Annotated in this window: 3 protein-coding genes and 1 pseudogene; 2 read left to right on the top strand and 2 right to left on the bottom strand. The window is 61.1% G+C overall.

Annotated features, from left to right (window positions below):
• On the top strand, window positions 1–709 hold a 709-nt coding region (locus Q7J44_RS22135), incomplete at its 5' end, for a type IV secretion system protein (protein ID WP_304883250.1).
• 47 nt (window positions 710–756) lie between these two features.
• The gene (locus tag Q7J44_RS22130; RefSeq protein WP_304883249.1) at window positions 757–1,692 is read left to right on the top strand and encodes a hypothetical protein; all 936 of its coding nucleotides are present in this window, start codon (window positions 757–759) and stop codon (window positions 1,690–1,692) included.
• 45 nt (window positions 1,693–1,737) lie between these two features.
• On the opposite strand, the gene Q7J44_RS22125 is transcribed toward Q7J44_RS22130, so the two are convergent.
• Window positions 1,738–3,720 carry a type IV secretory system conjugative DNA transfer family protein gene (locus Q7J44_RS22125; RefSeq protein ID WP_304883248.1) on the bottom strand — a complete coding sequence of 661 codons (1,983 nt, stop codon included), beginning with the start codon at window positions 3,718–3,720 and terminating at the stop codon, window positions 1,738–1,740.
• Window positions 3,713–3,926: pseudogene (locus tag Q7J44_RS22120) on the bottom strand (hypothetical protein); the annotation flags it as partial. The gene Q7J44_RS22125 and the pseudogene Q7J44_RS22120, both read right to left, overlap by 8 nt.

Below are 3,926 nucleotides of genomic sequence, written 5' to 3'. Positions count from 1 at the left end.
CGGGGCAGGGGCCACCTACTTCGCGGGCGAATTCGACCGGCTGATCACCGAGTTCAGCCAATACCTGAACGCGATCGGCAACAACCTGAACTGGATGACCGGCGCGATCCTGGGCGGGATCGGCCTTGTCATGTTGAGCCTGCTCGGCTTCATGACGGGCATCGTCCTCATCTTCGCCAAGATGATGCTGACCCTGATGCTCGGCCTCGCTCCGATCATGATCGCTTTGTCGCTGTTCGATGCGACCAAGGATTTCTTTCACAGGTGGGTCTCGACGACGATCAGCTACGCCTTCTACCCCATCGTCATCGCCGCCATGTTCTCGACCGTGGTCGGCATGGCGAATTCGCTTCTCGCGCAACTCGGTGACCCAAACTCCGCGACCAATATCGGCTCGCTGGTGCCGTTCTTCGTGATGGTATTCCTGGCCAAGGGGTTCGTCGCGGCAACGCCCCTGATTGTGCGGGGGATCTCGGGGAACCTGATGGTGGCTGCGGCGCCCGCTGTGGTCTCTGGCTCGGCCGGGATCATGCGGGGAGTCTTCAATACGGACGGCGTCAAGGGCCGGGCGAGGATCGGTGCACTCACGACAGGCGAAGCGATCGGGCGGGGTGCTGTGCAGGCACCCGCAGCTGTGCGGAGTGCGGCGGCAACGGCAAGCGCGCAGGTGGTACGGATGGCCGAGAGGGCAAAACGGCTGGCGCCGTAACCACGGCGAGAAGGCGGACGAAATCGAGATGAATTCAGAGGCAACTCATGACCGATAAGCAGAAGGTAACCATGGCTTCGGTCATCCTAAGGCGGTTTGGTTTTACCAACCTCGAAGCAGCCCAGTTCTGGGGGGTGCGCGAAGAAACGGTGGCCAAGTGGGCAACGGGCGAAACCGATATACCGACGACCATGCAGCTCACGGCGCTTGAGCAAATCAATGCCTGGCAAAGCTATTGTCGGCATATGGCAGGCATTTATCACGATATCTTCCAGGAAGCGCCCGAAGCATACATCGGTGTGTTGAGCGCGAACGACGCCGCCGCATATGGAGTTCCTGAAAGTGATGGTTTCATCTCGAACACTATCGCCAGCATCTGCGCATACTTGGGACCGAAGAACCACAGCTTGGTGCTCGTCACGCCAGAAGAGGCGACGCGGGAGGACACATTAACCCGCATGCGGGAATGTGCATTTCTTTGGGCAATCAACTTTGTCGATCTATTCGATATGGATACGGGACTCAGCCTGACAGAGCTGGCGATGACCGATTTCCTAGTCTCTCGTCTTCGCCAGGATCTCAGCGACCCTATTGCGGCGATGCTGTCAACAGATGGCACAACGTATGATCGGCGCTGGACCATCCACTTCATCAACACCCATGATTTCGTGGCTGATTTCACCAGTGAGGATGACGAGGGCGATGAGCGCCACGAGTATTTCGAGCTTTCATTCACGCCCCTCTCGTTGGATTCTCCCTTCGATTTTTACAGCGATGATCAAGCAAGGGTGCGCCTCGTTCTGGACAATGGCACAACGATGGATGTGGGACTTACCGCTGGCGAAGCTGAAGGTGATTTTGTGGCCATGAACATAGCGGTTGCAGAAATGCTCAATGAAGTATTTGGGACACCTGCCAAGATGAAGGCGGCGTTCGAGAAGCAAAGTGCTGTCGAGCAAGCTGCCCGCGATATGTTGCATTGACATGCTTGGTGCGTGGTAAGCGGCAAGCCATCCGCTGTGGACCCGTTAAGCATGCTCCGCGATGATCGCCCGTGTCGTCTGCACAGCCGACGCAAGCTGGGTCCTGTCTGCCTCCTTGAGCCCCAGTTCAGCCAGATCGAACGACAATTGACCGGACCCACCGCCACCCGCCGCAGCGCGTGCTGCTCGTCCGCGCGCCCGACCTGATGGCGCTGGCTGCGGATCCTGCGTCTCCGTTGCAGGTGGCTCAACGGTCATCGACGGGGGCGCAGTCCCAGACCCCTGCGCTCCCGCAGCAGCCCTAACCGCCTGCAGTTCCTGCTTCAGCTTCTCCACGGTCTCGCGTGTCTCGGACATCTGCCGATCCCGCCGCAGACCATCTTCATCTGGATAAGGGAAACTCCCCGCCTGACCGGCATGCAGCACCTTGAGTATCGGGTCCTCGAAATACTTGATCCGCCGCGCCCGGATCGGCATCTGCGCGTCGATCACGAGGATCACCTCGTCGAGGTCCATGCGGCGTGCCTGGTCTTCCGTCAGGAGCGGCGTATCCTCTGTCCGCTCGGAAACGCTGCGCCCCTCGAACGGGTTGCGCCCGACCGCGCGGGACCGGGTGACCACGCGCTTCGTGGTCTTGCCGACCGCCTGGCTTAGCTCCTCGATGGTCTTCTGCTCGGACGGGGTGAGGTAGAGCTTCACGCCCGCGCCGCCCTGAAGCGACCGGCGCGTGTTTTCGCCATAGATCTCGTCCAGCGCCGGGATGGTCTGTGTCACAATGGCGAGGTTCCCGCCGAAGGAGCGCAGCGTCTTGATGCTTTCGGCGACGATCGGCATTTTCCCAAGGCGGTCGAATTCGTCGAGCATGATCATCACCGGCCAAGGCTCGTCGTCCCCCGGTTCTTGCGCCTGCAGCGAGGCGATCAGGTCGGAGAAAAAGAGCCGGATCAGCGGAGCTAGCGGGCGGATCATCTCGGACTCGACCACGAGATAAATGGCGTGGGGGCGACGCCGGATGTCCCGGAAGGAGAAATCCGAGGTCGCGGTGGCCGCGTCGATCGCACGGTTGTCCCAGGTGTCGAGACCCGAAGTCATCAGGAGCGACAGGTAAGAGGTCAGGGTGTCGTTGTTGGTCGAGGCCATGCGCTCGAAGATCAGCTTGGCCGACTTGTTCTTCACCTCCTGTGCGCGCTTGAGGTATTCCTTCTGCTTGTCGCCGCCCGAGGCGGTGATCCGGTAGATCTCGCCGATGGTCGGAACGCCGCGCTCGAAGGCCAGAAGGCCCGCCGCCACAAACAGATCAATGCCGCCTGCCAGTAGCCCGCTCAGCTTTTCGTTGTCGGTCTGCAGGAAGAGCTTGGCGGTCAGCTTCAACTCCATCTGCTGCCGGTCAGGGTTGGTCATAGCCGCGATACGCGCCAGCGGATTGTAGCGGTGGGTCGGCCGATCCCAGTCGGTCGGCGCGAACCGAAACACCTTGTCGCCCATGCTGGCGCGGAAGCGCGAGGTCTCGCGGAAGTTCTCGCCCTTTACGTCGAGCACCACGGCCGAGCCTTTGTAGGTCAGCAAGTTCGGAATGACGAAGCCCACGCCCTTGCCTCGGCCCGTCGGCGCCACGATCAGCGCATGCGGGAAAGTTTTTGACACGAGGAAGGGACGCTTCGATTTCGGGCGACCAAGCTTGCCCAACAGGAACCCACCGCCCGGCTTGGCAAAAAAGCCGTTGCGCTTCATCTCGGCCTTGGTCTGCCAATGTGTCGTGCCGAACCGGGTCAGTGCGTCGCCGAGAAGCGTGACGCTCAGCATGAGCGCGGCTATGCCAAAGCCGCCCAGGATCAGGTTCACCCAAAGGAAGTCCTTCGTGGCGGTGGTCCCAAGCCCGCGGTATTCCCGCGCGAGCAATGTGAAATCAATGCGCTCGGTCGACAGCCCATAACGCAGGATCAGATAGCCTGTGGCCACGACGTAGCCGATGGCGAGGCCGACCAGCGTCAGGCTGAGGATCCCGCCCGCGATCTTGCCCTTATCCATGGGTGATCCCCTTCTCGCCATGGGTCGCCGCGTGACGCGCGCGCTGCGCCTCGATCTGTTCTTCAGCCAAGGCATCCAGCACCCGCTCCATGGCGGGGCCGTGGGCAGTCACCTCGCTGCTTTCCAGATAGGCCTTCGCAAGCTCCAGCTGCCGCAGCGGATGTTCGGTGAACTTGTCCAGCACATCTGCATGGCCGGCGCGCAGG

Origin of the sequence: Pseudotabrizicola sp. (genome assembly GCF_030656345.1) — a bacterium.
Lineage (GTDB): Bacteria > Pseudomonadota > Alphaproteobacteria > Rhodobacterales > Rhodobacteraceae > Pseudotabrizicola.
This window is presented reverse-complemented; position numbering and strand designations above follow the sequence as displayed.